The 782-nt window shown below is 43.5% G+C and carries 1 protein-coding gene; it reads left to right on the top strand.

Translation table 11 applies throughout. The features are described from left to right. Positions 1–782: class I tRNA ligase family protein (locus GO685_RS05370; RefSeq protein WP_175937887.1), on the top strand; the 782-nt coding region annotated here is incomplete at both ends.

Here is a 782-nt window from a genome sequence, read left to right as displayed (position 1 = left end):
CCACACGGACTTCATTGCAAGGTTTCAGCGCATGCTGGGGAAAGATGTGTTTTATCCAATTGGGTTTGATGATAACGGGCTTCCCACCGAAAGATTGGTCGAACAAACCTATAAAACCCGTGCAAAAGAAGTTGGCAGGGAGAAATTTATAGAGATGTGCCATGAGGTTATTGAAAAATCAAAGCAAGAATTCAAGGAATTATTTAAATCAGTCGGCATTAGTTATGACTGGAGTTTGGAGTATCACACGATCAGCAAGGAGACTGTGACGCTTTCTCAAATGTCGTTCATTGACCTATATAACAAGGGGTATGCATACAGGAAAATGCAACCCATCCTTTGGGACCCGGTTGACAAAACCGCAATTGCGCAAGCAGAAATAGAGGATAAAGTCTTTGAGTCATCCTTAAACACGATAGTTTTTTCCACTGAAGAGAATGAGCAGATCAACATTGCAACCACACGACCTGAGCTGCTTCCGGCGTGCGTTGCAGTTTTTTGCCACCCAGAGGATGCGCGCTACACTCATTTGATTGGAAAAACAGCTACAGTAGCAATAACAGGGGCAAAAGTTCCAGTAATAGCCGATGATAAGGTCAAAATAGATAAAGGCACCGGACTGGTTATGTGCTGTACATTCGGTGATGAGCTCGACATATACTGGCAGCAAAAGCATAACTTGCCGATGAAGATTATCATTGATCAGGATGGGAGGATGAGTCTAGATTCAGTTTGTGATAACAATAGATCCCAGTGTCAAGGCACTGGGATGACAAGTGGTG

The sequence above is a fragment of the Wolbachia endosymbiont of Madathamugadia hiepei genome, assembly GCF_013366855.1.
Taxonomy (GTDB): Bacteria; Pseudomonadota; Alphaproteobacteria; order Rickettsiales; family Anaplasmataceae; genus Wolbachia.
Note: the sequence above shows the minus strand (reverse complement) of the source record. Positions and strands in the feature narration are given on the sequence as shown.